29 protein-coding genes and 1 pseudogene are annotated in these 24,291 nt (G+C 39.6%); 6 read left to right on the top strand and 24 right to left on the bottom strand.

The annotated features are described in order from the left end of the window. Position 1 precedes the first annotated feature (1 nt). Positions 2–226, top strand: a complete 225-nt coding sequence (locus ACLV7Q_RS04115) for a hypothetical protein (RefSeq protein ID WP_411865989.1) — start codon at positions 2–4, stop codon at positions 224–226. Between the two features lie 114 nt (positions 227–340). Here ACLV7Q_RS04115 and ACLV7Q_RS04110 read toward each other — a convergent pair whose 3' ends face one another. From ACLV7Q_RS04110 to hprK, 4 genes are read right to left on the bottom strand one after another with little or no spacing between them, the layout of a single operon-like run. Next, complete coding sequence (locus tag ACLV7Q_RS04110) at positions 341–736, bottom strand: YtxH domain-containing protein (RefSeq protein WP_057487629.1); 396 nt, start codon at positions 734–736, stop codon at positions 341–343. Positions 737–751: 15 nt separating this feature from the next. Continuing rightward, on the bottom strand, positions 752–1,135 hold the full coding sequence (locus tag ACLV7Q_RS04105) for a DUF948 domain-containing protein (RefSeq protein WP_050242113.1): 384 nt from the start codon (positions 1,133–1,135) through the stop codon (positions 752–754). Next, positions 1,136–1,924, bottom strand: coding sequence for a prolipoprotein diacylglyceryl transferase (lgt, locus tag ACLV7Q_RS04100; RefSeq protein ID WP_218758097.1), 789 nt, complete (start codon positions 1,922–1,924; stop codon positions 1,136–1,138). Continuing rightward, positions 1,917–2,852, bottom strand: coding sequence for an HPr(Ser) kinase/phosphatase (gene hprK / locus ACLV7Q_RS04095; protein WP_000115148.1), 936 nt, complete (start codon positions 2,850–2,852; stop codon positions 1,917–1,919). The genes lgt and hprK overlap by 8 nt, the downstream gene beginning before the upstream one ends. Before the next feature lie 96 nt (positions 2,853–2,948). On the opposite strand from hprK, the gene ACLV7Q_RS04090 reads away from it, so the two are divergent. Beyond that, a complete protein-coding gene (locus ACLV7Q_RS04090) occupies positions 2,949–3,140 on the top strand; it encodes a hypothetical protein (RefSeq protein WP_225904769.1) in 192 nt (63 codons plus the stop codon). Positions 3,141–3,179: 39 nt separating this feature from the next. Here the strand turns inward: ACLV7Q_RS04090 and rpsU are convergent, their stop codons facing one another. Together rpsU and ACLV7Q_RS04080 are read right to left on the bottom strand one after the other, a co-directional pair. Then, positions 3,180–3,356 carry a 30S ribosomal protein S21 gene (gene rpsU, locus ACLV7Q_RS04085; protein ID WP_000048054.1) on the bottom strand — a complete coding sequence of 59 codons (177 nt, stop codon included), beginning with the start codon at positions 3,354–3,356 and terminating at the stop codon, positions 3,180–3,182. 138 nt (positions 3,357–3,494) lie between these two features. Next, complete coding sequence (locus ACLV7Q_RS04080) at positions 3,495–4,202, bottom strand: glucosamine-6-phosphate deaminase (RefSeq protein WP_050389898.1); 708 nt, start codon at positions 4,200–4,202, stop codon at positions 3,495–3,497. A gap of 150 nt (positions 4,203–4,352) precedes the next feature. Between ACLV7Q_RS04080 and queA the strand changes: the two genes are divergently transcribed. After that, positions 4,353–5,381 carry a tRNA preQ1(34) S-adenosylmethionine ribosyltransferase-isomerase QueA gene (gene queA, locus ACLV7Q_RS04075; protein ID WP_218758096.1) on the top strand — a complete coding sequence of 343 codons (1,029 nt, stop codon included), beginning with the start codon at positions 4,353–4,355 and terminating at the stop codon, positions 5,379–5,381. 223 nt (positions 5,382–5,604) lie between these two features. On the opposite strand, the gene ACLV7Q_RS04070 is transcribed toward queA, so the two are convergent. The 10 genes and pseudogenes from ACLV7Q_RS04070 to ACLV7Q_RS04025 all read right to left on the bottom strand — a co-directional run bounded on the left by ACLV7Q_RS04070 (position 5,605) and on the right by ACLV7Q_RS04025 (position 13,508). Then, positions 5,605–5,925: a hypothetical protein gene (locus tag ACLV7Q_RS04070; RefSeq protein WP_218758095.1), complete on the bottom strand. Its 321-nt coding sequence runs from the start codon at positions 5,923–5,925 to the stop codon at positions 5,605–5,607. A gap of 162 nt (positions 5,926–6,087) precedes the next feature. After that, positions 6,088–7,074: pseudogene (locus ACLV7Q_RS04065) on the bottom strand (G5 domain-containing protein); the annotation flags it as partial. Positions 7,075–7,158: 84 nt separating this feature from the next. Continuing rightward, positions 7,159–7,287 (bottom strand): hypothetical protein, encoded by a 129-nt coding sequence (locus ACLV7Q_RS04060; RefSeq protein WP_283240351.1) that lies wholly within the window; start codon positions 7,285–7,287, stop codon positions 7,159–7,161. A 186-nt stretch (positions 7,288–7,473) separates the two neighbouring features. Continuing rightward, on the bottom strand, positions 7,474–8,025 hold the full coding sequence (locus tag ACLV7Q_RS04055) for a GNAT family N-acetyltransferase (protein WP_218757992.1): 552 nt from the start codon (positions 8,023–8,025) through the stop codon (positions 7,474–7,476). Positions 8,026–8,323: 298 nt separating this feature from the next. After that, positions 8,324–9,148, bottom strand: coding sequence for an ammonia-dependent NAD(+) synthetase (gene nadE / locus ACLV7Q_RS04050; protein ID WP_218757991.1), 825 nt, complete (start codon positions 9,146–9,148; stop codon positions 8,324–8,326). Further along, entirely contained in the window at positions 9,145–10,605 is a 1,461-nt protein-coding gene (locus ACLV7Q_RS04045) for a nicotinate phosphoribosyltransferase (protein ID WP_218757990.1), read from the bottom strand. Before ACLV7Q_RS04045 ends, nadE begins: the two co-directional genes overlap by 4 nt. Positions 10,606–10,720: 115 nt before the next feature. Continuing rightward, positions 10,721–11,209: a DUF6773 family protein gene (locus tag ACLV7Q_RS04040; RefSeq protein WP_218757989.1), complete on the bottom strand. Its 489-nt coding sequence runs from the start codon at positions 11,207–11,209 to the stop codon at positions 10,721–10,723. After that, a complete protein-coding gene (locus tag ACLV7Q_RS04035; protein ID WP_218757988.1) occupies positions 11,199–11,672 on the bottom strand; it encodes a DUF6773 family protein in 474 nt (157 codons plus the stop codon). The genes ACLV7Q_RS04040 and ACLV7Q_RS04035 overlap by 11 nt, the downstream gene beginning before the upstream one ends. Then, positions 11,662–11,871, bottom strand: coding sequence for a helix-turn-helix transcriptional regulator (locus ACLV7Q_RS04030; protein WP_050242104.1), 210 nt, complete (start codon positions 11,869–11,871; stop codon positions 11,662–11,664). The genes ACLV7Q_RS04035 and ACLV7Q_RS04030 overlap by 11 nt, the downstream gene beginning before the upstream one ends. Before the next feature lie 350 nt (positions 11,872–12,221). Then, positions 12,222–13,508 (bottom strand): peptidase U32 family protein, encoded by a 1,287-nt coding sequence (locus tag ACLV7Q_RS04025; RefSeq protein ID WP_218757987.1) that lies wholly within the window; start codon positions 13,506–13,508, stop codon positions 12,222–12,224. A 367-nt stretch (positions 13,509–13,875) separates the two neighbouring features. On the opposite strand from ACLV7Q_RS04025, the gene ACLV7Q_RS04020 reads away from it, so the two are divergent. Together ACLV7Q_RS04020 and ACLV7Q_RS04015 are read left to right on the top strand one after the other, a co-directional pair. After that, entirely contained in the window at positions 13,876–14,694 is an 819-nt protein-coding gene (locus ACLV7Q_RS04020) for an ApaLI family restriction endonuclease (RefSeq protein WP_411865988.1), read from the top strand. Beyond that, on the top strand, positions 14,691–15,881 hold the full coding sequence (locus tag ACLV7Q_RS04015) for a DNA-methyltransferase (protein ID WP_218757986.1): 1,191 nt from the start codon (positions 14,691–14,693) through the stop codon (positions 15,879–15,881). The genes ACLV7Q_RS04020 and ACLV7Q_RS04015 overlap by 4 nt, the downstream gene beginning before the upstream one ends. A 75-nt stretch (positions 15,882–15,956) precedes the next feature. On the opposite strand, the gene guaA is transcribed toward ACLV7Q_RS04015, so the two are convergent. Further along, positions 15,957–17,519, bottom strand: coding sequence for a glutamine-hydrolyzing GMP synthase (gene guaA, locus ACLV7Q_RS04010; protein WP_000065712.1), 1,563 nt, complete (start codon positions 17,517–17,519; stop codon positions 15,957–15,959). A gap of 141 nt (positions 17,520–17,660) precedes the next feature. On the opposite strand from guaA, the gene ACLV7Q_RS04005 reads away from it, so the two are divergent. After that, the gene (locus ACLV7Q_RS04005) at positions 17,661–18,359 is read left to right on the top strand and encodes a GntR family transcriptional regulator (protein ID WP_000936191.1); all 699 of its coding nucleotides are present in this window, start codon (positions 17,661–17,663) and stop codon (positions 18,357–18,359) included. A gap of 148 nt (positions 18,360–18,507) precedes the next feature. On the opposite strand, the gene ACLV7Q_RS04000 is transcribed toward ACLV7Q_RS04005, so the two are convergent. The 7 genes from ACLV7Q_RS04000 to ACLV7Q_RS03970 form a co-directional block, all read right to left on the bottom strand. Then, complete coding sequence (locus ACLV7Q_RS04000) at positions 18,508–19,404, bottom strand: DMT family transporter (RefSeq protein ID WP_218757985.1); 897 nt, start codon at positions 19,402–19,404, stop codon at positions 18,508–18,510. A gap of 8 nt (positions 19,405–19,412) precedes the next feature. Further along, positions 19,413–20,348 (bottom strand): serine hydrolase domain-containing protein, encoded by a 936-nt coding sequence (locus ACLV7Q_RS03995; RefSeq protein WP_218757984.1) that lies wholly within the window; start codon positions 20,346–20,348, stop codon positions 19,413–19,415. Next, positions 20,345–21,070 carry a CppA family protein gene (locus tag ACLV7Q_RS03990; RefSeq protein WP_218757983.1) on the bottom strand — a complete coding sequence of 242 codons (726 nt, stop codon included), beginning with the start codon at positions 21,068–21,070 and terminating at the stop codon, positions 20,345–20,347. The genes ACLV7Q_RS03995 and ACLV7Q_RS03990 overlap by 4 nt, the downstream gene beginning before the upstream one ends. Before the next feature lie 83 nt (positions 21,071–21,153). Continuing rightward, the gene (locus tag ACLV7Q_RS03985) at positions 21,154–21,789 is read right to left on the bottom strand and encodes an SGNH/GDSL hydrolase family protein (RefSeq protein WP_218757982.1); all 636 of its coding nucleotides are present in this window, start codon (positions 21,787–21,789) and stop codon (positions 21,154–21,156) included. 1 nt (position 21,790) lies between these two features. Beyond that, complete coding sequence (locus ACLV7Q_RS03980) at positions 21,791–22,618, bottom strand: HAD family hydrolase (RefSeq protein WP_218757981.1); 828 nt, start codon at positions 22,616–22,618, stop codon at positions 21,791–21,793. Between the two features lie 21 nt (positions 22,619–22,639). Beyond that, positions 22,640–23,959, bottom strand: coding sequence for a CapA family protein (locus ACLV7Q_RS03975; RefSeq protein ID WP_218757980.1), 1,320 nt, complete (start codon positions 23,957–23,959; stop codon positions 22,640–22,642). 103 nt (positions 23,960–24,062) lie between these two features. Continuing rightward, positions 24,063–24,221 (bottom strand): hypothetical protein, encoded by a 159-nt coding sequence (locus tag ACLV7Q_RS03970; protein WP_225904753.1) that lies wholly within the window; start codon positions 24,219–24,221, stop codon positions 24,063–24,065. Between the last annotated feature and the right edge of the window lie 70 nt (positions 24,222–24,291).

Genomic DNA, 24,291 nt, shown 5'->3' with positions numbered 1-24,291 from the left:
CATGATGATATATTTAAACATCACAGCTATCACAGCTATCACAGCTATCACAGCTATCACAGCTATCACAGCTATCACAGCTATCACAGCTATCACAGCTATCACAGCTATCACAGCTATCACAGCTATCACAGCTATCACAGCTATCACAGCTATCACAGCTATCACAGCTATCACAGCTATCACAGCTAATTATACCATTTTCAACATATTTAAACAACTATAAATCGGTTTGTTTTATCAAATAAATTTAAAAATATTTAGCAAAATATTTAATCGTTTACGAAACATCAATATATTGTATTTTATAAAAAAAGAGAGGTTTCCCTCTCTGTCAAATCTAGATTTTTTCTTCTTTGATATCAATCACAATCTCTTCTGATTCATCAAGAATTTCGGCCTTTTCTTGCCATTGCTCCTTAAGATTATTGAATTGATTTTTTGATGCTTCTGTCGCTTGAAAAGCATAGGATTTAGCTTGAGCAAGTACACTGTCCACAGTGATTTCACCTGACTCAACCTGTTCTTTGGTTTTCAGAACAAAATCTGTAGCCTGCTCCTTAACTTCTGTCAGTTTTTCACAGACCTGCTCCTTGGCATACTCTGGATCTTCTCTCAAATCATCCAGAAAATCTTGAGCCTGACTGCAAACTCGTTTGCCCTTGTCGCTTGTTAAAAACAAGGCAAGAGCTGCACCTGAAACGGTTCCTAAAAGGATTGAGGATAGTTTACCCATAAGGATTCTCCTTTTTTATTTTTTTAAAAATTTACTTGCAAGACGAAGAGCTGACAAACTTGCCCCAGTCTTGAGTGTTTTTGAACCAGCTGATGAAGCTTTCTTGCTCAAGACACGCGCATGGTCATTGAGGTCTGAAACAGATAGAGATAAATCTGCAACAGCACTAAAGAGTGGATCAATCGTTGCCACCTTGACATTGATATCATCTGCCAAGACATTGACCTTAGCCAGCAATTCATTGGTGTGATGCAAGGTCACATCCACATCTGAAGTCAAGGTTTTAATCGTCTTTTCTGTTTCATCGATAACACGTCCAAGCTTTTGCACAGTAATGATTAGATAGACTAAAAATACAATCAAAGCAAGGGCTACAAGAATATATGCAACTTCTAACATTTAGTTTTCCTCCTCTGTAACATAGTAAGGGGCCTTCTTTCGATTTTGATATAGAATGATAAAAATACCAATACCGATAAGAACAACTGATAGCCATTGAGACACTCGAAGTCCAAAGAACATGAGACTATCTGTTCGCATGCCTTCGATGACCATACGACCGAAACCATACCAAATCAAGTAAAAGGCCGTGATATGACCTCGTCTGAGACTCTTCCATTTTCGTCTGAATATCAAAATCAAGGCAAATCCAAGTAGATTCCATAGAGACTCATAAAGGAAGGTCGGTTGACGGTAGCTCCCCTCAATATACATCTGGTCACGGATAAAGGCAGGTAGATAATCCAAATTATCCACCGCTGCACCATAAGCTTCTTGGTTAAAGAAATTGCCCCAGCGACCCAAACTTTGGGCAATCATGACGCTAGGCGCCGCAATATCTAGAAAATCCCAAGTGTTAATGAGTTTACGATCAGCAAAGATGTAAAGCACAAGAGCCCCAGTTATCAAACCACCATAAATGGCCAAACCACCATTCCAAATGGCAAAAATCTCTCCTACATTCTGACTATAGTAATCAAAACGGAAAATGACATAGTAGAGACGAGCTCCTAAAATAGCCAAGGGAAAGGCTATCAAGATAAAATCTAAAATATCGTCTGGTATGATCTTCTTTCTAGGCGCTTCTTTCATGGTCAAATAAACCGCAAGAATCAAACCTGTCACAATACACAAGGCATACCAACGAATGGCTAGAGGACCTAGATGAATAGCAATTGGATCAAGCATTAGGCACCTCGTTTTGAGCAATAAGATTTGTCAAGCGTTCTTCGAACAAACGCGTCGCATCAAAGCCCATTTCCTTGGCACGATAATTCATGGCAGCAGCCTCAATCACGACAGAGATATTACGACCTGTTTTAACTGGGATGCGGATACGAGGAATAGATACGCCAGAAATTTCAAGTTCCTCTGCATTGTTTCCAAGACGATCAAAAGTCTTATGTGTATCATAGTTTTCCAAATAGACAGCAAGTTGAACCTGTGAAGAATCCTTGACGGCACTCGCACCGTAGAGGCTCATAACATCGATAATCCCAACCCCACGAATTTCAATCAGGTGTCTCAAGATTTCAGCCGGTTCACCCCAAAGAGTAATCTCGTCCTTGGCAAAGATATCGACCCGGTCATCAGCTACCAAGCGGTGACCACGTTTGACAAGTTCCAGACCTGTCTCACTCTTACCGATTCCACTATCGCCCTGAATCAAGACACCCATCCCATAGATATCCATCAAGACACCGTGCACACTGGTACGTTCTGCCAAACGAGAATCCAGATAACTAGATAACTCTCCAGACAAACGACTAGTAGCTGTACGGCTGGTTAAAATGGCAATCTTACATTCTCTGGCTGCCTTTAACATCTCCTCTGGAACCACCAAACCACGGGCAACAATGACCGCAGGTGTCTCAGGTAAAAACATTTTTTTCAAAACTTCATAACGGCTGTTGGAAGGCATGCTGATCAGATAAGACCACTCCTTCATCCCCAAAAGTTGAATCCGCTCTGGCGTATAGTAGTCAAAATAGCCTGTCATTTCAAGACCAGGTCGCGTAATATCCGCTGTATTGATTTCCTTTTCAAGCAATTCTGGTTCGCCATAGACAATGTCTAGTCTAAGCTTTTCAATCACTTCTTTTACTAAAACCGACATCATTTCCTCCTTCAATCGAGTTCTTTTTACTATTATATCAAATTGTGGGAGGAAGTTTCAGATTTTTGCAGGCTTTGAAGTATTTATTTATACTCAATGAAAATCAAAGAGCAAACTAGGAAACTAGCCGCAGGTTGCTCAAAGCACTGCTTTGAGGTTGCAGATAGAACTGACGAAGTCAGCTCAAAGCACTGCTTTGAGGTTGTAGATGAAACTGACGAAGTCAGTAACCATATCTACGGCAAGGCGACGTTGACGTGGTTTGAAGAGATTTTCGAAGAGTATTAAAAGAAAAAGGACTAGATTTCTCCAGCCTTTCATTTCAAATTAGAATTTTTTACGTTTACGAGCTGCTTCTGATTTACGTTTACGTTTTACAGAAGGTTTTTCATAGAATTCACGTTTGCGTGTTTCTTGAAGAGTACCAGCTTTAGTAACCGCACGTTTGAAACGACGAAGTGCGTCGTCAAGAGATTCATTCTTACGTACTACTGTTTTAGACATTTTTTTCACTCCCTTCAAGTTCAATATCTATTTTATTCTACACGTAAAAGGAATAATTGTCAAGCAAAAATGCGGTTTAATTTTGATTTTTTCTTACATTTATACAAGAGTTGAAAGCGTTCAACAGAACATTGCTTTTTATTTTTCAAGTAAGCTGAGCGCTTCAGCATCCGCAATAATGGTCACATCAGGGTGATTTTGTAAGCTACTTGCTGGTAGAGACTCAGTAACTGGGCCAGACACTGTTCCAGCGATGGCTTCTGCTTTTGACTCACCGTAAGCAAAGAGAAGGATTGACTTGGCATCCAAAATGTTTTTAATCCCCATTGAAATGGCTTGGGTTGGAACGTCTTCAATCTTGTCAAAGAAGCGAGCATTAGCTTCGATAGTCGACTGGTCAAGTTCTACTAGATGCGTTTGACTGTCAAATGGAGTACCAGGCTCATTAAATCCGATATGTCCATTGCGACCAATTCCCAAGATTTGCAGGTCAACTGGATGGTCAGCCAAAATTTGGTTGTAACGTTCCACTTCAGCTTCAGCATTGTCCTTAACCCCACGAGGCAAGAAACTTTCTTTAAATGGTTTTTGGTTGAACAAGTTTTCTTGCATGAAGTGACGGTAAGACTGAGGATTGTCGCCATCAAGACCTACATACTCATCAAGGTTGACACTAGTTAGATTTGAAAAATCAAGGTCACTTTCAACAATTTCCTTGTAAAATTCAAGTGGACTGCTTCCTGTCGCAAGTCCTAGGGTTTGAGCGCCGTTGGCCAATTTTTCCTTCAAAATCTCAAAAGCAACTTTTCCACCTTCGATTTGGTTTTCAACTTTGATAACTTTCATCTTTTCATCCTCCATTTCTATCTATATTTATTATATGGTATAGACCAATTTTTGTCAAGTGAAAACGATTTAATTTCTAAAAAAAGAGCGTCCTAACTTGAAACATGTTATAATGGATAAGATTAGAACTTAGAAAGAATGAACAGATATATGAATACAGCTGATTTTGATTTCCACTTACCCGAGGAATTGATTGCCCAAACGCCCCTTGAAAAACGAGATGCCTCTAAACTCCTCATCGTCAACCGTGAGACAGGAGAAATGCAGGATAAACACTTCCACTCTATTATTGATATGCTAGAACCTGGTGATGCCCTTGTCATGAACGACACCCGCGTTCTCCCCGCCCGCCTCTATGGTCAAAAGGAAGAAACTGGAGGTCATGTGGAACTGCTCCTGCTCAAAAATACTGCTGGAGACGAGTGGGAAGTTCTGGCAAAACCTGCCAAACGCCTCAAGGTCGGCACTCGCGTTAGCTTTGGTGATGGCCGTCTCAGCGCTGTTGTTACGGAAGAATTGACTCACGGGGGCCGCATTGTCCGCTTTGAATACCAAGGAATTTTCCTAGAAGTCTTGGAAAGTCTGGGAGAAATGCCGCTACCGCCTTATATCCATGAAAAATTGGATGACCGTGAACGCTATCAAACGGTCTACGCTAAAGAAAGTGGCTCTGCTGCAGCACCGACTGCTGGTCTTCACTTCACCAAAGAACTGCTGGCAGAAATCCAAGCTAAGGGAGTTCATCTAGTCTATCTGACTCTTCATGTCGGGCTTGGAACCTTTAGACCTGTTTCAGTTGACAATCTGGACGAACATGAAATGCACTCAGAATTCTACCAACTTTCTGAGGAAGCTGCTGCCACCCTTCGATCTGTCAAGGAAAATGGAGGCCGTGTCATCGCTGTCGGAACCACTTCTATCCGCACCTTGGAGACTATTGGTTCCAAGTTTGAGGGGCAAATCCAAGCAGATTCTGGCTGGACCAATATCTTTATCAAACCTGGGTATGAGTGGAAGGTCGTGGATGCCTTCTCAACCAACTTCCACCTGCCAAAATCAACTCTGGTCATGCTGGTTTCTGCCTTTGCAGGCCGTGAATTAGTCTTAGATGCCTACCACCATGCCATTCAAGAACACTACCGCTTCTTTAGTTTTGGCGATGCCATGTTTATTTATTGAGAAAGAATTTCTCTAAATCTTCTAATACCAATAAATCGCTAAGATATTATTTCAAAGAACATCTACAATTGAAACTCTAGCTAGCTGTAGAGGACGCCTAGTACATTGAAATTAAAATGCTTCCCCCTAGCTTCGAAAATATTGCCATATATTGCGTTGACTCTCCAAATTGATTCATCTATATTTTATTTCAGTTTCCTATATTTTCTTCGCTGTTTGTAAATCAAAATGCAAGACACATGAGTAGCACCATATTTGTTACTCTTACCTGTCCTCTCAAGAGACTGTTATGAGTTGTTTCAGAATCATTCACTACTTTGACCCTGACTCTCCTTAGTCTCAAAATCAAAGACTTATACTCTTCGAAAATCTCTTCAAACCACGTCAACGTCACCTTGCCGTAGGTAGGGTTACTGACTTCGTCAGTTCTATCCACAACCTCAAAACAGTGTTTTGAGCTGACTTCGTCAGTTCTATTTACAACCTCAAAGCAGGGCTTTGAGCAACCTGCGGCTAGTTTCCTAGTTTGCTCTTTGATTTTCATTGAGTATTAAACAAAAAGTGAACAAACCTGAATTCTAATGTACAGAAGACTAGGTTTGTTCACTTTTTTATAGTCGCTATAAGATGAGCTTATCTATAGCTTTTTATACATAATTATATATCCAGACATACTATTATCCATTGTGTCGCAGGGAGGAATCTGTTAAAGCACCCATTCACCATTATCATTGACTCTATAGCCATCTATACTTGTATTGACCGCTAGCTCACCCGATGCATTTACATAATACCATTTACCACCAACTTGGAACCATTGATTGGCTTTCATAGAACCGTTGCTGTTGAGGTAGTACCATGAACCATTATGTTGTAGCCAACCTGTTGCCATGGAACCATTAGAGTTGAGGTAGTACCATGAACCATTCACTTGTACCCAACCCGTTGCCATGGAACCGTTAGAGTTGAGGTAGTACCATGAACCATTCACTTGTACCCAACCCGTTGCCATGGAACCGTTAGAGTTGAGGTAGTACCATGAACCATTCACTTGTACCCAACCTGTTGCCATGGAACCATCAGTATTATAAAAATACCACATACCATTTTCTTGTTTCCAGCCTGTTGTTGGAGCAACTGGTTTAGCTGGTTCTACTGCTGCGTTTGTTCCTTGGTTAGATGTAATAGATACAGGATACGAAGGAATAGATGATTGCTCAGGAACAACAACTTTTTCAGGTTCTCTCGTCCCTCTCCTTATACGTCTTTTTACCATCTCTTTAGTAATTTGACGAGAAGTAGTTTCTTCAATTGTTCCATCACGTTCATCTACAGTATAGATTGTAGTAAGCGTAATTTCACCAATTTCTCCTGCTTCTTCTATTTCTTGACCTTTATCAAGAGTTGGGTCATCGAGATATTCTGTTTCGATTGGAATTTCTTGGACAAGAACTTGGGGCTTGGTTCCTTTTTTAACAACTCTTGTTTGAGAGTCTTCTTTTTGACTTAAAGTACTCTCAGTTACTTGTCCACTCTTTCCATCTACATCATAAGTTATCGTTGTAACTGTTTTCCAATTCTTTCCTAGAGTAATCTCTTGCTCCTGTCCTGCAGAAAGGTCATTGTCTGCTTCATATTTAGTAGCAAATGGAACAAGAACTTCTTCAACCTTGCTCTTGGCAGGAACTTTAACAATAATATTTCCTACTTCATCAATATCAGTCTCCGGTTCCTCTCCTTTACGGCGGGTATCGTCTTTAATAAATGTCACTCCTGTTCAATCAGCATGAACAAAACTTATATTCAGGAGTCCTCCTAAAAATAAAGTTAGCCCGATTATTACAGAACCAAAAATCTTTCCGAGTTTACGTAATGCATAGCGCTTATTGGTATTAGATTTTGCCATTACATCCTCCTTCTAAAAGTTACTACAAAGCGATTTTTTAACTAATACTAAACAAGATTAAAGAAGGAACTAGAACATCTGTCTTGTACTAATCAACATGCTATTTTAAAGTTGCAAATAAACTTGGAATCCCAATTATTATATTTACAATAAATAGTTAACCTCGATAGAAACAGAAAAGAGAATTCAACATTCTTCCCTACTTATCTGATAATAAATAAGATCCGCAAGATAGCCTTTTCTCTCTACACCATTGGTAATAGTCTTTAAATAGGACATCCCTGCTTTCTCCATGATACGACCTGAAGCTGGGTTGAGACTGGCATAACGTGCCTTGACTTTTTGAAAGCCTACTTGAGTAAAACAAAAATCCAAGACAGCTTTTAAGGCCTCTGTCATAAGACCACAACCCCAATAGTTTTTTCCTAAAACATAGCCAATTTCACAAGAAGAATCGTTCTCATCTATTGCAACGATGCTGATATCTCCTATCACCTGCTCCGGGTTTTCTTTGAGACAAATGGCCCATTTGTAATAGTTGGGATTTGTATAGGAGGCAACCCAATTACGAATCGAGTTCCGAGTCACCTCGACATCAGAATGGGGAGCCCAGGTGACGTAGGTCAGATTCTCAGCGGATGAAGCCCAATTCTGAAACATGGCTTCTGCATCACTTTCCACAAATCTTCGCAAGATTAAACGGTCTGTCTGTAATGTTTGCATACCGATAGCTTTCATGATTCCACCTCACTTCCTTATTTCTATGCTCGTAGTAAAAGACTAAACTCAGCAACAACTAAAAAACAAGTTTTTCATATAGTTCCTTGACGCAGTCGCTATCTGGTTTGAAATGCGCTCTAGCAAGCTTTTTCAAACCTAGTCATCGTTGCGGGGGTGAGACGACGAAATCGAACTCTTCAAGTTACCTATTCTGCCTCGTTTTCTCATTTCTAGGCTCAGGGTAAAAACCTCCACTGGAGGTTATTCTTGCTCTCGAGTTTCTAAGCAAGAAGCTAAAAAGGTCCCCCGGACCTTTTTACTCCCAAAAGTCATCAAATACGGTGATTGGTAGGTGGCGTTTGTGTTGGCCTTTGTGCCACCAGTTTTCGATTCTTGCTTGGGCTTCTGGGCTGATTGTTTTGCCTTCTAGGTAGTCATCAATCTCTTCATAAGTGACTCCGAGGGCGACTTCGTCAGCTAGGCCGGGTTTGTCTTCTTCTAGGTCTGCTGTTGGGATTTTTTCATAAAGGGCTGAGTCTGCACCAAGTTCCTGCAAGAGTTGTTTTCCTTGGCGTTTATTGAGGCGATAAAGAGGGAGAATATCCGCACCACCGTCACCAAACTTGGTAAAGAAACCTGTGATATTTTCCGCGGCGTGGTCTGTTCCAATGACCGCTCCGCTATGGGCACCTGCCAGAGCATACTGAGCAATCATACGGCAACGGGCTTTGATATTCCCCTTGTTGAAGTCTGAAACAGGACTACCTGTCGCTTCAACTGCAGCTGTCATAGCATCTGCAGACTCCTTGATATTCACCACTAAACTGATATCTGGCTGAATGAAGGCTAGGGCTTTTTGAGCATCTGCTTCATCAGCTTGCACTCCATAAGGCAGACGGACAGCGATAAATTTGTAGCTGTCATCTCCCGTTTCTGCTCGCAGTTCTTCCATGGCCAGTTGGGCCAAACGTCCTGCTAAGGTTGAGTCCTGCCCTCCAGAAATCCCTAGTACAAAAGTTTTAAGGAAGGGGTGCTTTTTCAAGTATCTTTTTAAGAAATCAATGGAACGACGGATTTCTGCCTGAGCATCAATCACCGGTTTGACACCCAGCTCTTGGATAATCGTTTCTTGCAAACTCATTCTTCTTCTCCTTCACCAAGGGCTTCCTTACGCATTTTGTCAATCAAGTCCATCTTATCCTGCCATACATCACGCGCCAAATCCACTGGATAGTGCTGCGGATTAAGCACACGCTTGTACTCATCCCAAAGCTTGTCAAATTCCTTACGGGCATAGTCCTGAATCTCAGTCAAGCTAGGCAGGTTGTAAATCAATTTTCCGTCTTTGAAGATATCCACCAATAGAGGAACAGCATCAAAATTACGAACGGTCTTCTTGATGTAGGTATAAGTCGGATGGAACATCTTGATTTCTGTCATGTCGCTCACATCCACACCATCATAAGTGATGTAGTCGCCTTCTGACTTGCCTTTTTCACGACTGGTAATGCGCCACACCTGCTTCTTACCTGGCGTAGACACTTTTTCCGCATTATTAGACAGCTTAATCGTATTGCGCATGTTCCCATTCTCATCTTCGATGGCCACAATCTTGTAAACTGCCCCAAGAGCTGGCTGGTCATAGGCTGTAATCAGCTTAGTTCCCACACCCCAGACATCAATCTTGGCCTTTTGCATCTTGAGGTTGAGGATGGTATTTTCATCTAGGTCATTTGAAGCATAAATCTTAGCCTCTGTAAATCCAGCCTCGTCCAGTTGCTGACGGACTTTCTTGGAAATGTAGGCAATATCCCCAGAGTCAATCCGCACACCCATAAAGTTAATCTGGTCACCCAGCTCACGCGCCACCTGAATGGCAGCTGGAACTCCGATGCGAAGGGTGTCATAGGTATCCACAAGAAAGACACAATTTTTGTGGGTCGCAGCATAAGCCTTGAAAGCCTCATAATCATTGCCATAAACCTGCACCAAGGAATGGGCGTGAGTCCCCAAGACAGGAATATCAAAGAGTTTACCAGCACGCACGTTGCTAGTTCCATTGGCGCCACCAATCACCGCTGCGCGTGTTCCCCAGATAGCCGCATCCATTTCTTGAGCCCGACGTGTCCCAAACTCCATCAAGGGTTCATCTTCAATAACCGAACGAATACGAGCTGCCTTCGTCGCCACCAAGGTTTGGTAGTTGACGATGTTCAAAAGAGCCGTTTCGACCAACTGACATTGGGCTAGAGGGCCTTCCACCTGCACAATCGGTTCATTAGCAAAAACCAAGTCCCCTTCTTGGGCAGAACGAACAGTCAACTCCAACTGGAAATTGCGGAGGTAATCCAAGAACGCCCCATGATAACCAAGCGACTCCAAATAGGCTATATCACTATCTGAAAAACGCAAGTCTTCAAGATAGTTCACAATTCTTTCCAAACCTGCAAAAACCGCATAGCCGTTCTTAAAAGGCTGTTGGCGGAAATACACCTCAAAGACCGCCTTCTTATTGTGAATCCCTTGGTCAAAGTAAACCTGCATCATGTTAATCTGGTACAAGTCCGTGTGCAATGTTAAACTATCATCTGGATACATACTTTTCCTACTTCCTTAGCTAGAAACTCATGAAAATTTTCAAGAACTTTCACATATTCCAATAAATTAGTACTATTATATCACATTTTAGCTGTATTGAGAAAAGAGCAACAAGCTATTCTCCACTCTCCAGTTTATCCATATCTTGTTCAAACTTTTTCTGGGCCCATTCTCCATAGCTCTTCAGACCAAGATTACCAATAAAAACCCAAGGAAGGTAAATGACATAAGTAATTGCCCAAGCAGATAGGTATTTAACGTTCAAAGGATTGTGCTGATAAATTTCTATGTTGAATTGATAATTCTGCAACATCAAGAGAGTTGTAATAGCCAATGTTAAGAAAAAACAACCCAAAATCGTAAAATGAAAACGACTATAGTAGGTCACTCCCAGATAACGGGCACGATTGAAAAAGAAGAAAATTCCTACTATCAGAGTATAGACTAGAAAATTCGGATTAAAAAGAGATGGAGCCAACACAGCCACCAAATAACTTAGAAGTACAAGCCCAATAAAGAGTGAAAAGGATTCTGCCCCAGCTTTATTGATTAGTTGTTCTTCTCTTTCGTCAAGTAATTGATAATGAATAAATTTATTTACCATCTTCTTCCTCCCAAACTTGCTGATTTCTGCGATTCAAGTATAGGATAACTCTATCCATAGAATAACTCCCAACGAGATAGATGATAACTGCTAGGATCACTTTTAGGGAGTACTTCCAAGTCAATAGACTGACTAGTTCCTCTCGATTACCTACGATATCAATCAGTAAAATCACTATAGAAAATCCCAAAGCAGATAAAATTCTTTCTTTTCCAGTATTCTCAACAATATCTCGAATATCAATTCCTACATACATGCGGCGAATAATGGCATACAAACCAACTCCAATCAATAAAAGTAATTCTGGCAAATAGGACAGAAGTGTTAAATTGAAAATATAAACTTTGGCAAAAATTTCCAGTGCCAAAAATAGGAACATTCCAAAGAGAATTTTTCCTGAAATCTTTCCATCCAATTTTTCCGTACGTTCATCTTTGATCACAAGTTTTTTTCTATTCTTCATCTTCTTCCTCCCAAAATAGTTGGTCTAGGGTTTTCCCTAAACATCTGCAAATGGACTGGCAGAGCGAGAGACTGGGATTGTATTTTCCCGCCTCTATCAAACCAATAGTCTGGCGCGTCACCCCCACAGCCTCTGCCAGTTGACCTTGAGTTAAATCAAGCTCTACACGAGCTAATTTTAATTTTAAATTTTTAGCCACCTGCGTCCTCCTTATAATTTTAAAAAGTTGCGCCTCTTTTTAACAACATTATATCATATATCTAACTTAATGCAATATATAAATGTCATTTTGTGAAATTTTATTAACAAAAAACTCTCTACCATAAAAAAATAGAGAGTGTTACGTTTAAATATAGGATTTCAAAATATCGACGGCATCGCTTCTTTGTTTAATTTGATAGGCTTTGATACCTAAGCTCCGACTTTATCACTTAAAAAATAAAAAAGGACAGCTAATCCCTTGCACATCAAGGGATTTCGCCATTCTTTAATCTCGTTTAGGTGTTGTATATGGAGCTTTGCATAATTTTTTAAAACTAAACAACTACATTAAGCACGAACTGTGACGCTGGTTCCATCTTCTTTGTAGAGATTGATGAGTCCTTCTTTTAATGCACGAACCATGTCTCCTGCTTGAACAGGTTGAGGCACCTTAATAGTCAAGAGTTCCATTGGATTTGGAGCACGGTCGATTTTATTGCCTTTGGCATCGTGTAAATCTTCGATATAAGTTTCAAAATGACGGAAACCTGGACCATAAAACTCAACTTGGTCGCCTTCGTTAATCACGTTCCGTTGACGAATAGTTGCTGTTTGTGTCGCATCATCATAAGAAACCACTTCTGCGACAAACTTGTACTCAGGAATTTTACGACGAGCACCGAACAACTGCTCATTTTCAGATGGTGTACCGTAGTAGAAACCTGTTGCTAATTCACGTTGGGCAACCTTCCACATCTCGTCCACCAAGTCTTGTTTGATAGATTCAAACTTTTCAGGACTTTCAAGATAGGCATCCACAGCCGCCTTGTAGCAGTTGGTTACTGTTGATACGTAGTGAATAGACTTCATACGTCCTTCGATTTTTAGACTGTCCACTCCATTTTCAATCATATCTGGAATATGGTCAATCATAGACATGTCAACGGCTGACATTGAAAATTCTTCTGGAATTTCGCCCTTCAAACTCTTACGTTCTTTCCCAAATGGCATATCGTAAAGGTCATACTTCCAACGGCATGACTGAGAGCAACCACCACGGTTAGCATCACGCATACTCATATGGTTTGAAAGTGTACAACGACCAGAGTAAGAAATACACATAGCTCCATGGACAAAGGCTTCAATTTCAACATCTGTACGTTTGCGGATTTCAGCTAATTCTTCCATCGAAACCTCACGCGCCAAAACGACACGAGTCAAGCCCAGTTCTTTCCAGAACTCAAGCGTTTCATAGTTAGTGGCACTGGCTTGGGTAGAGAGGTGGATTTCAAGACCTGGTGCTTCTGTCGCTGCAATCATAATCAAGGCTGGGTCAGATACGATAACTGCTGCAATCCCGATATCACGCAGTCTACGGAACCACTCACCAGCACCAGCTTCATTTCCTTCGTGCATAACCATGTTGGCAGCCACATAAACCTTAGCACCATACTTGGCCGCAAACTGGACACCTTCTTCCATCTGTTCAAAGGTAAAGTTTCCTGCACGGCTACGAAGACCATAGGCCTGACCACCAATAAAGACAGCATCTGCTCCATACTGAACAGCTACTTTTAGCTTCTCTAAAGTCCCTGCAGGTGATAAAACCTCAGGACGTTTTAATGTTTTTGTCATGTTTTCTCCTATTTGCAATATAAAAGTTTGACGTTTTTCCTTCTCATTTTATAGTAAATAAGTGATAAAATCAAGCCTAGACAGATTGTTTTGACAATTCTAATCTTTTAAGGCTTACAAACTAACTGTTAATTTGTCGAAAATTAACCTAGTCTTAGCAAGTCGTCAAAAATCCATATCATATATAGTAAAAAACCAGTACCCAAAGATACTGGCTCATTAAACTACATAAATTAGTCCTTAGATGACTATTCCCATTCTATTGCTCATATAATGGAAAAGGATTGATACAGCCTAGAATATCGCTTTTTTATTTATTATTCTGATATAAAACTGTTAGAATTGATTTGTTGTTTTATACCCAAATATGAATAGAGAAGTAGCTAATAAGTTGAATAACATATGTGGAAAAATGGGAAATAGCAATATTACTAGAACTTTTAGAAACAATCAATATTTAAAAAGAAAAATGCTCAAAGAATTTATTAAACCATGTTATAATAGATATAGCTATAATTTTATTTATAACAAGGGGATAGAAATGACCGAATTAAAAGAAAAAATCGAAAAATTAGCTAAGAAATATTCTGATAACTTAAACATCAACGTTCAAGAGAGAGTTCGTGAAATGGCAAATGATAATAAGAGCCATTATTTGATATACAGAGTTTTAGGTATTTCATTTGAAGAAGGAGAAAATATCGATTTGTATCAAAATAAAGGTCGTTTTTTATACAAATATGCTGGTTCATTTTTAGAAGAAGCTGCAGTACTATGCTTTAACGAAAAATTTGGTACAGAAAATGCTAAAAAAGTTAAAATTCCTAATTCTGAAGGTACAAAACCTAAGACTTTTGAAATTGATTGTTTAGTTGAAGAAAAACACGCATACGAAATAAAATGGCGGGATGCAACTACAGATGGAGACCATATAACTAAAGAACACACTAGAATAAAAGTTATTCATAACAAAGGATATATACCAATTCGGTTAATGTTCTACTATCCAAATAGAACTCAAGCTATAAAAATTCAGCAAACTTTAGAAACATTGTATAACGGTATTGGAGGACAATATTATTATGGAGATTCTGCCTGGGAACATTTAAGAGCAGTGACCGGTATTGATTTACTTAGTATTCTAACAGATATTGCAGATAAAAAAACAGGGGTAAAATCAAAATGACAGTATTAAAAGGAGATAACTTAGAAATATTAAAAACTATTGAATCCTCAAGTATTGATTTAATCTATATGGACCCTCCTTTCTTTACACAGAAAACCCAAAAATTATCTAATAACAAAAATATTATGTATTCATTCGAAGATACATGGACTTCGATTGAGGATTACAAAGAATTTTTGTCTGTAAGATTAGAAGAATGCAAAAGAGTGCTAAAAAATAGTGGCAGTATTTTCGTTCATTGTGATAAAATTGCAAATCATCATATTAGATTAATTTTAGATAATATCTTTGGAGCAGATATGTTTCAAAGCGAAATTATATGGAACTATAAACGGTGGTCTAATTCAAAAAAGGGATTATTGAACAATCATCAAAACATTTACTTTTATTCAAAGTCAAAAGATTTTAAATTTAATACAATTTTTACAGAGTATTCTTCTACTACAAATATCGACCAAATACTAGTGGAACGAAAACGAGATGGAAACTCTAAAACTATATATAAAGTTGATAATAATGGTAACTATATTCTAGCAAAAGAGAAAAATGGAGTTCCCCTTTCAGATGTTTGGAATATACCATTTCTTAATCCAAAAGCTAAAGAAAGAGTAGGTTATCCTACACAAAAACCTATTCTGTTATTAGAACAAATTATAAAGATTGCTACTGATAAAAATGATATAGTTTTAGACCCGTTCTGTGGAAGTGGAACTACTTTAGTAGCCTCCAAGATTTTGAATAGAAATTATATGGGGATTGATTTATCTGAGGAAGCTATCAATATAACTCAGCAACGTCTTGAAAATGTTATAAAAACAAGTTCAAATTTATTGAATAAAGGAATCGAAGCATATAGAACCAAAACTGAGGAAGAGGAAAACATTCTTAAATTATTACAGGCAAAAATTGTTCAAAGAAATAAAGGAATTGATGGTTTTTTACCTAAACATTTTCAAAAAAAACCGATACCTATAAAAATTCAAAAGAATAATGAATGTCTGAATGAGAGTATCTCTTTATTACAGAATGCTATAAACTCTAAAAAACTTGATTTTGGAGTAGTTATAAAAACTCATTCAGATAATTTATTATTTGATTTTGATACGATTCCTGAAAATATAATAGTAATTGACCATTTTGAACTTACAATCGAAAAATGGTTAAGTAAAAGTCAACAGTTACTATAGTTTGCAAATTATTTACAGAAAGAACAAAAAATGCTCTGAAACACTGATTTCAAAGCATTTTTTGTTAGTTTAAAATTATTCCCACTCAACTGTTGCAGGTGGTTTACTTGTAATATCGTAGACGATACGGTTAACGTGGTCCACTTCATTTACGATACGAACAGAGATTTTTTGAAGCACTTCCCAAGGAATTTTGGCAAAGTCAGCAGTCATACCATCGATAGAGGTAATAGCACGGATTGCAATCGTGTAGTCGTACGTACGGCCGTCACCCATAACACCAACTGAACGAACGCCTGTGTTCACTGTGAAGTATTGCCAGATGTCGCGGTCAAGGCCAGCTTTAGCAATTTCCTCACGAAGAATAGCGTCTGACTCACGAACTGTTTCAAGTTTTTCTTCAGTAATTTCTCCCATGACACGGATAGCAAGTCCTGGTCCTGGGAATGGTTGGCGCCATACGATATGGTCTGGCATACCAAGCTCTGTACCAAGGGCACGAACTTCATCTTTATAGAGAGTGTTGAGTGGTTCGATCAATTCAAACTGCATATCTTCTGGAAGACCACCCACGTTGTGGTGTGACTTGATAGTTTGAGCTGTATCCGTACCAGACTCAATCACGTCTGTGTATAAGGTACCTTGAGCAAGGAATTTCACATCTTTGAGCTTGCTTGCTTCGTCATCGAATACATAGACAAACTCATTACCAATGATTTTACGTTTTTGTTCTGGGTCAGAAACGCCAGCAAGTTTGTCAAGGAAACGTTTAGCAGCGTCTGCTTTGACGATATTCAAACCAAACTTACCACCAAGCATGTCCATAACTTGGTCCGCTTCTCCTTTACGAAGAAGACCGTGATCCACGAAGATACAGATCAATTGATCGCCAATAGCCTTTTGGAGAAGAACTCCAACAACTGAAGAGTCAACACCACCTGATAGACCAAGAAGGACACGTTTATCACCGACAGTCTCACGGATTTTTTGGATCTGCATATCGATGAAGTTATCCATTGACCAGTCACCTTTAGCCTTACAGATGTTAAGGGCAAAGTTACGAAGGATATCATTTCCGTATACAGAATGACGAACTTCTGGGTGGAATTGGATACCGTAAATGTGTTTATCTGGGTTTTCAATGGCTGCGTATGGGCAGTCAGCTGATGTTCCAGTACGAACAAAGTCAGCAGGAATCTCAGTAACTGCATCACCATGGCTCATTAAAACAGTCTGCTCGTCTGGTGTTGATTCAAAAAGAGCTGATGGTGTGTGAGTTAGGGTTGATTGACCGTATTCACGATTTCCAGCGTCACCTGCAGGGACAACTTTTCCTCCAAGTTTATGGGTCAATAACTGCATACCATAACAGATTCCCAAAATAGGAATTCCAAGTTCGAAGATTTCTGGGTCAATATCGAATGAACCATCTTCATATACAGAGTTTGGACCACCTGAAAGGATGATTCCCACAGGATTGATTTCACGAACTTCAGCAGCTGAAATTTTATGGCTTTTTAGTTCTGAAAAAACACCAATCTCACGGATACGGCGTGAAATCAGCTGGTTGTATTGGCTACCATAGTCCAATACGATGATTTTTTCTACATCTTGCAAATCAGTTGATATGTTGCTCATCTTTTTCCTTTCTCAAAAGAAATATCTTTTTTCAATATTCTATCACAAATAAGGGCGAATTACCAACTAAACAAGGCGAAGATTGACTTTTTCTAGTTTATTAGGGTACAATAGAGAAAAGATAGAAATGAAGTGAAAAATATGCTACCCGCTTATATGAAAATCCATGATCAGATTAAAAAGGATATTGACGAACATCGTTGGGCCATTGGGGAGAGGCTTCCCAGTGAACGAGATTTAGCAGAGCAGTTTGCGGTCAGTCGCATGACCCTTCGCCAAGCTGTATCTCTATTAGTCGAAGAAGGCGTTTTAGAGCGTCGTGTAGGAAGCGGCACCTTTGTTTCCAGTACTCGGGTACAAGAAAAGATGCGAGGGACAACCAGTTTTACTGAAATTGTTAAGTCCCAAGGTAAAGTTCCCTCTAGCCAGCTCATTTCTTACAGAAAAACCATCCCCAATGAGCAAGAAGTTGCCAAGTTAGGCATTTCTCCAACGGAAAATATTATCCGAATGGAACGGGTCCGCTATGCCGACCAAGTCCCTCTGGTTTATGAAGTTGCTTCTATTCCTGAGAAATTCATTAAGGACTTTAAAAAAGAAGAAATCACTAGTCATTTCTTCCAGACTCTACAAAAACATGGCTACCGTATTGGTAAATCACAGCAGACCATCTATGCTCGCCTTGCTAAGGAAAAAATCGCCCACTATTTAGAAGTTGAAAAAGGACATGCTATTCTTGGTCTGACTCAGGTTTCCTACCTAGAAGATGGAACTGCTTTTGAATACGTAAAAAGTCAGTATGTAGGCGAACGTTTTGAATTTTATCTTGAAAATAATTAATACTCTTCGAAAATCAAATTCAAACCGCGTCAACGTCGCCTTGCCGTACTCAAGTACAGCCTGCGGCTAGTTTCCTAGTTTGCTCTTTGATTTTCATTGAGTATAAAATACTACGCAAAAACTCTCTGTCACGGACAAAGAGTCTTTTTTATTTCTCTAACAATAGATCTTTCAACGAAATCAAAGTGACTGCAATTAAAATCATTGCCATGCCAAGAAAATCAATGGGATAAAATTGTTCATTCATAATTAGGAAAGCAAAGAAAACTGCCGAGATTGGTTCAATTGAAGCCAACAAACTTGACTTAACCGGTCCAATCAAACTGGCTCCCTTTAAGAAGGCTGTATAGGCAAAGACAGTCCCGATAAGGATAATGCCTGCAAAAGCAAGAAGAAAATCAAGACTAGTTGGGATAGCAGTCTGTAAAACCCCTGTAAAAGGAAGGGCGACCAAACCAGCTATGACCATTCCCACACCAATGACCAAACTGCTCCCCCACTTCTTAATCAAGGCTATGGGCAAAATGATATACAGGGCGTATGTCAGAGCAGAAAAGAGCCCCCAGAACAGGCCTGCAGGTGTCATGGATAACTGGTCCAACTGCCCATGAGTTGCAATCAGGAAGGTCCCTCCAATGGCTAATATGATTGAAATAATCTCTCCCAGTGTCGGTCCCACCTTATCTTTGATACAGCTATAAATTAAAATTCCGACAGGACAAACATACTGAAGCACAGTCGCTGTTCCTGCATTGGTCTCCTGAATAGCAGTTAGATAGGCAAATTGGTTGAGGAAGAGACCAATTAGAGCAAAAATAAGAAGAGACAGCAAACTCTTTCTATCCTTTAAAAAGGCCAGCATTTTATCCTTTGCAGTAGCATAAGCCAAGAGCATGAGAATTCCACCGGCAATTAAAAGTCGTAAGTTAGTTAAAACCAGAGACGAAATTCCATGTGTCATCAGGTATTGGCCACTTGTTCCTGACAAGCCCCAAGCTATCCCTGCCACAACTGTTAATAGAGTCCCTTTTAAACTGTTTGACATATCTCTCCTTACTCTTCTTTACGAATCAAGTCCATCACTTGATTGCGGTCTAAAATCCATTGAGCTCTCTCATCCTTTTCATAGGTACGATTTGATAGGAAAATAGCCGCTTCTTGCTTCTGGCGATTCCACATGATAAAGGTACCTGTATAGCCCGTATGGTCTAGCCAATCTCCCTCCAAATTCCATGCCAAAGAACGTTCCTTGTCATCCAAAGGAGAAAAATTTTGACTCAAATCTCTTGCAAAATCATCTGCTAAATAGTGTTCTAAAAAGATTTGTAAATCCTTTACAGTCGAAAACAAACCAGCACTCCCTGCATGTCTGCCCAGGAGGCGAGCCTTGGGATCATGTACCAGACCTGCCTCGACACCTCTGACGGTTGGAACAGCAAGCTCAACAGGCCCAAATTGGGTTTCCGTCATTCTCCAAGGATTCCAAACTTGTTCCTGTAAAATCACATCCAAGTCTTGATTAAAGATTCTTTCCAAGATAAAACCCAACAACAAAAAATGGACATCCGAATAAAGAAAGGCTGGCTGACTTCGTCTATTGAGATGAAACATCGCTTCCTTTAATTCAGAAGCTGTTAAAAGGTCTCGATTGGGAATAAACGGATCAAGATCTGTTGCGTGAGTTAAGAGCTGGCGAATAGTAATGTCTGGATAATCACTTTCAGATAAAAAGTCGGTTACTGGTCTGTCAATATCTAATTGACCGTTTTCCCACAAGAAGGTACAAACTGTGCCAACCCCAACAACCTTACTGACACTAGCTAGGTCATAAAACAGTCCTGCCTTAGTCTGCAAGCCATGCTCTGGGTCACTCTGGCCTAAATAGACCTCCGTCCATTGATTGTCCTTAAAATACGCAAAAGAGGCTCCGGGATAAATCCCTGCCTCGATTTGTTCTTCTATCTTTTTAATAATCTTGGTCCGCTTCATACTTCTTCAAACCACAATTCAACATTATTTCTATCTTTTCCAAGGAAGAATTTTTCAGACTTAGGAATAAAATATTCGGTAGACTCAAACTTCTGGCGAAGACTTGCTATATCTAGTTCATTGACCAAGAACTTGAGCATAGATAAATCCCAAGTAACTGTATTTTCTATCATCAAATCCTGCCCCTGAGCTGGGATAAAATCAAGTGATGCCCCAATTTCAGATAGTTCCAAGAAACTATCTACATCAGTTGGGAGATGTAATTCCATAGAAATCTCAAATTTACTTAAAGAAATTGATTCCAAATCTGTTTGAAATTCTGGATTTTCTCCTACTTCGACTAGACTTTCTCTATCATCTTCCGCATGAATCAAAATCAAATCATCTTCTGGCGATAAAATTTCAAAAGCGTAGCCATTTTGACCTTTATATAATCGATGAATCGAATTCGTTTTAGATAAGAGTCCTTCAATTTCCAAGGGATTTTCCACCTTGATAATCAATCTGGCCAGTTTTTTTCTTCCCTCTACCTTACGAGTACGCATACTGGGAGCTTCTTCCAAAACCAGCTTCTCAAGACCTGTTTGATCACCTAGTGACAGAAAGGCTGACTCCTCTAACAAGACCTTCATACCAAGGGTTTCAATATAAAATGTTTCATTTAATTTTCTATTATTAACTTTTAAAGTAGGAATAATCCGTACAATCTGATTTACATTCATAAATTCCTCCGTCACTTTTTATTTTAAAGGATTTTAGAATTTTTTACAAGATATTATGCTCAAATTTAACATTATTTAGCTATTTAGTAAAGATAGTCTTTCAAGGCTTTGGTCAAAACCTGATAACCGGCAACACTGAGGTGCAGCCCATCAGTAGTATAGTCTTTTTTGAGTTGGCCTACCTGATCTGTCAAACTATCAAAAACTGGCACAAATTCTACCTGCATATAGGTAGAAGCAAGCTCTTGATAGGCTTGATTCCATTTCTGAATTTTTTCATTCGTGCGGATATAGACTGTCTGCTTGTACTCCTCTCCCTCATTGACTGGCAAAATAGAAAGCAATTTAATCTCAGTCAATGGATAATCGCGAGCAATGGATTGAATGAACACTTCGAGATTATTGAGAGCCTCATTCAAAGGCATATCTTTTCCAATATCGTTCGTCCCAATCAGAAGGACAATTTTATCTACTGCTCCACCGTACAGATGCGCATCGAGGTTCTCAAGTAACAGCTCTGTCTGATAACCTCGAATACCTCGATTGACAATCGTCTTTGCAGTCCCAAATAGTTCCTGCAGAGGATAATACTCGACAATGGAATCCCCAATAAAAAGAATGTCTGGCTCTACAACAGAAACCTGATTTAAGTGACGATACTTGGTTTGGATTTTTTCTTGTTCCTTTAGTAACCAATTTTCTAATAACTGTACTGCCACTTCATTCTCCTTTTTCTAACCAGTTTTCCAAGACTTGATAAACTCCTCCTTGGCTATTGGCTGGCGCTAAAGCCGTCGCAACAGCTTTGGCTTTGTCATCAGCATTTTCCATCGCATAGGCAATTCCAGCCATTTCAAGCATTTCAACATCATTTTCACTATCGCCAAAAGCCATGATTTGTTGGGGCTTCAAGTCCCAACGCTTGAGTAATTCTTCCAAGCCCCATGCTTTATGAATTCCAGCTTGGAGGATATCAATGCAACCATAGCCACTGGATACAGCCCGAACACGGCCATCAAAGAGGTCATTGATTTCTTCCAAGACCGAACTCAAACGTTCCTCACCAACAACCATACTCATCTTGAGCACACCACCAAAGAGGTCAGAGGTTAATTCGTCCACAAAATGCATCCGTTGGTAGAATTTTTCAATCATTTCTTGAGTCATAAAGCTTTCAAGGTCTGTAAAAATCGTACCTTCCTTGACGAAACCACCCTTCATAGCCGTCACAACAAACTGATCCTGACACGCTCGGCCCTTGAAATGAGCCAAAGCCTTATCGACAATGGCATCATCCCAAGTCTGTGCCTGAATCAATTCATTGTTTTCAAAAATACGAGCACCGTTTGCAACAACCAAAACCACTCGATACACCAAGTGCTCCAGTAGTTGCCTCATGCGGTGAATTTCATTGCCCGTCGCGATGACAAAACGAATACCCTTTTGATCCAACTGATCTAAAATCTTTTCCAATCGTGGGAGATCAAGCTGGCCTCTAGCATCCAGCAAGGTCCCATCCATATCTGTCGCAATTACTTTAATCATCATTTACTTTCCTTTGGATTCAAGCTAGTCCCACTTCAATCCCACATGTTCGTTCATTTCTTTATAGGCTGTATCAATTCGTTCCTTAGTCGCTTCATCTAATTGGTCACGATGACTGCCACCCTCGATGAAATCTTCCAAGATATAGGTTTGATAATGATATAAAGGATAGCCTTCTGGTGAAAAGGTTCCCTTTGGTGTTCGATTGACCCAAGTAGGATGAGCTTTAGCTGTTCCGATAGTTGTTTTTCCATCCTTCTTCTTAATGGTCACGTCCATGAGAACGCCACGTTCAGTCCACTTAGCATTTTCTTCATCTCCCATAGATTCAATTCGTTGATTGGAAATGAAGTTCCCCATTGAATAGATAATGAGTTTCTTTTCTCCATCTTTTTCAACCGTTTCAGATGGTTCAACAACGTGAGGATGCCCTCCAAAGATGATATCCGCCCCCCAATCAATCATCTTGTGATAAAGAGCTTTTTGTTCCTCAGTTGGTTCCAATCGATACTCAACACCCATCTGAGGCATGATAATGGTGATATCTGCCTCCTTTTCTGCCCGTTCAATTTCAGCCTTCATCTTATCTTCGTTTAAATCTGAAAGATAACGATTATAGTCTTCCTGAGAAATATACTGCTCAATGCCATTGAAACCATAGGAATAGGCCAAAAGAGCAACCTTGATACCATTCACTTCCTTAATGACCAACGGAGCCTGATCACGTGGTTCATGCGTATAAACTCCGATTGGAGTGATTCCAGCTTTCTCAATAATATCGGCCGTTGAAATAACTCCCTCAATTTGCGAATCCAAAATATGATTATGAGCTAAATCCAGCACATGATAACCTGCATCCTTAATGGCATCCATAACTTCAGCAGGAGCATTAAAGAGAGGATAACCTGCTAAATAATGATCCTTATTAATGGTTCCTTCAAAATCACCAATAGCTAAATCTGCTTGCTTAAGCCAAGGTGTCACATACTCAAAATTCTCATGAAAGTCATAGGTACCGTCTTCTTTTTTAGCTGAAAAGAAAAGTCCATCGTGGTAGAGCAAATCTCCGTTGGCCATAATTCTAGCAGATTTTTCCTCTTCCTGCTCCTGAGACTTTTGCTTAGTCCCTTCTTGAGAAATAGTATCTCGTTTTTGACTGGTCAGAGGCATGCCTTGGAAACTTTCAAACAACAAGACCAAGCCCATTGATAAAGCAACTGCTAGCAAGAGTACCGCCACAAATCCTTTATTGCTCCACCTGCGATAACTCCTAAAAAAGTTTACCAAGCCCTTCATAAAACGAAAAGCTGAACCACCCTGATTTCTATCTTGTCTTCTTTGCATCTTCATTCTCCCTACTTTCTTATGCAAGCCTTTTCTTTTTATTATATCATAGATAAGTAATTCTTTCACAATTGATACTCTTCGAAAATCTCTTCAAACCACGTCAGCGTCGCCTTACCGTGTATATGTAACTGACTTCGTCAGTTCTATCCACAACCTCAAAACAGTGTTTTGAGCTGACTTCGTCAGTTCTATCTACAACCTCAAAGCAGTGCTTTGAGCAACCTACAGCTAGCTTCCTAGTTTGCTCTTTGATTTTCATTGAGTATGAATTGAACTTCCTATCTATTTTCTATAAATCCTAAAGGCTGTAATACTTTCAATCCTTGTCA

The sequence above is a fragment of the Streptococcus mitis genome, from assembly GCF_965111725.1.
Lineage (GTDB): Bacteria > Bacillota > Bacilli > Lactobacillales > Streptococcaceae > Streptococcus > Streptococcus mitis_DV.
This window is presented reverse-complemented; position numbering and strand designations above follow the sequence as displayed.

Coding starts and splice junctions, on each gene's coding strand:
- ACLV7Q_RS04090 (WP_225904769.1), top strand. CDS start 2,949: ATGAAAATCAAAGAGCAAACTAGGAAACTAGCCGCAGGTTGCTCAAAG.
- ACLV7Q_RS04070 (WP_218758095.1), bottom strand. CDS start 5,925: ATGAAAATCAAAGAGCAAACTAGGAAACTAGCCGCAGGTTGCTCAAAG.
- ACLV7Q_RS04105 (WP_050242113.1), bottom strand. CDS start 1,135: ATGTTAGAAGTTGCATATATTCTTGTAGCCCTTGCTTTGATTGTATTT.
- ACLV7Q_RS03980 (WP_218757981.1), bottom strand. CDS start 22,618: ATGATGATTAAAGTAATTGCGACAGATATGGATGGGACCTTGCTGGAT.
- ACLV7Q_RS04025 (WP_218757987.1), bottom strand. CDS start 13,508: ATGACAAAAACATTAAAACGTCCTGAGGTTTTATCACCTGCAGGGACT.
- ACLV7Q_RS04005 (WP_000936191.1), top strand. CDS start 17,661: ATGCTACCCGCTTATATGAAAATCCATGATCAGATTAAAAAGGATATT.
- ACLV7Q_RS04035 (WP_218757988.1), bottom strand. CDS start 11,672: ATGAAGAATAGAAAAAAACTTGTGATCAAAGATGAACGTACGGAAAAA.
- ACLV7Q_RS04040 (WP_218757989.1), bottom strand. CDS start 11,209: ATGGTAAATAAATTTATTCATTATCAATTACTTGACGAAAGAGAAGAA.
- ACLV7Q_RS04055 (WP_218757992.1), bottom strand. CDS start 8,025: ATGAAAGCTATCGGTATGCAAACATTACAGACAGACCGTTTAATCTTG.
- ACLV7Q_RS04115 (WP_411865989.1), top strand. CDS start 2: ATGATGATATATTTAAACATCACAGCTATCACAGCTATCACAGCTATC.
- ACLV7Q_RS04000 (WP_218757985.1), bottom strand. CDS start 19,404: ATGTCAAACAGTTTAAAAGGGACTCTATTAACAGTTGTGGCAGGGATA.
- ACLV7Q_RS04015 (WP_218757986.1), top strand. CDS start 14,691: ATGACAGTATTAAAAGGAGATAACTTAGAAATATTAAAAACTATTGAA.
- ACLV7Q_RS03990 (WP_218757983.1), bottom strand. CDS start 21,070: ATGAATGTAAATCAGATTGTACGGATTATTCCTACTTTAAAAGTTAAT.
- ACLV7Q_RS03975 (WP_218757980.1), bottom strand. CDS start 23,959: ATGCAAAGAAGACAAGATAGAAATCAGGGTGGTTCAGCTTTTCGTTTT.
- ACLV7Q_RS04060 (WP_283240351.1), bottom strand. CDS start 7,287: ATGGCAAAATCTAATACCAATAAGCGCTATGCATTACGTAAACTCGGA.
- ACLV7Q_RS03995 (WP_218757984.1), bottom strand. CDS start 20,348: ATGAAGCGGACCAAGATTATTAAAAAGATAGAAGAACAAATCGAGGCA.
- ACLV7Q_RS04080 (WP_050389898.1), bottom strand. CDS start 4,202: ATGAAAGTTATCAAAGTTGAAAACCAAATCGAAGGTGGAAAAGTTGCT.
- guaA (WP_000065712.1), bottom strand. CDS start 17,519: ATGAGCAACATATCAACTGATTTGCAAGATGTAGAAAAAATCATCGTA.
- hprK (WP_000115148.1), bottom strand. CDS start 2,852: ATGTCGGTTTTAGTAAAAGAAGTGATTGAAAAGCTTAGACTAGACATT.
- ACLV7Q_RS04020 (WP_411865988.1), top strand. CDS start 13,876: ATGAATAGAGAAGTAGCTAATAAGTTGAATAACATATGTGGAAAAATG.
- rpsU (WP_000048054.1), bottom strand. CDS start 3,356: ATGTCTAAAACAGTAGTACGTAAGAATGAATCTCTTGACGACGCACTT.
- ACLV7Q_RS04045 (WP_218757990.1), bottom strand. CDS start 10,605: ATGTATCCAGATGATAGTTTAACATTGCACACGGACTTGTACCAGATT.
- queA (WP_218758096.1), top strand. CDS start 4,353: ATGAATACAGCTGATTTTGATTTCCACTTACCCGAGGAATTGATTGCC.
- ACLV7Q_RS03970 (WP_225904753.1), bottom strand. CDS start 24,221: ATGAAAATCAAAGAGCAAACTAGGAAGCTAGCTGTAGGTTGCTCAAAG.
- lgt (WP_218758097.1), bottom strand. CDS start 1,924: ATGCTTGATCCAATTGCTATTCATCTAGGTCCTCTAGCCATTCGTTGG.
- nadE (WP_218757991.1), bottom strand. CDS start 9,148: ATGAGTTTGCAAGAAACGATTATCCAAGAGCTGGGTGTCAAACCGGTG.
- ACLV7Q_RS04110 (WP_057487629.1), bottom strand. CDS start 736: ATGGGTAAACTATCCTCAATCCTTTTAGGAACCGTTTCAGGTGCAGCT.